The 383-nt window shown below is 64.5% G+C and carries 1 protein-coding gene; it reads left to right on the top strand.

Annotated elements, in window-relative coordinates; all coding sequences use genetic code 11:
• Positions 1-383, top strand: a 383-nt coding sequence (locus tag EIZ45_RS45850) for an acyl-CoA dehydrogenase family protein (RefSeq protein WP_255443843.1), incomplete at both ends; no start/stop codon positions are given.

Raw genomic sequence — 383 nt, 5'->3', positions numbered from 1 at the left:
TGCGGGATCGCGATCCGGTCGTTCGAGCTGGCGATCGCGTATGCACAGCAGCGGTCGACGTTCGGCAAGCCGATCGCGCAGCACCAGGCGATCGCGTTCAAGCTCGCCGAGATGGCGACGAAGGTCGAGGCCGCGCATCTGATGATGGTGAACGCGGCCCGGTTGAAGGATTCCGGCGCCCGCAATGATGTCGAGGCCGGGATGGCGAAACTGATCGCCAGCGAGTACTGCGCCGAGGTCACCCAGGAAGCGTTCCGGATCCACGGCGGGTACGGCTACTCGAAGGAATACGAGATCGAGCGCCTGATGCGCGAGGCCCCGTTCCTGCTGATCGGCGAGGGCACCAGCGAAATCCAGAAAACCATCATCAGCCGCGGCCTCCT

Source organism: Amycolatopsis sp. CFH S0740 (genome assembly GCF_004522315.1).
Taxonomy (GTDB): Bacteria; Actinomycetota; Actinomycetes; order Mycobacteriales; family Pseudonocardiaceae; genus Amycolatopsis; species Amycolatopsis nivea.
Note: the sequence above shows the minus strand (reverse complement) of the source record. Positions and strands in the feature narration are given on the sequence as shown.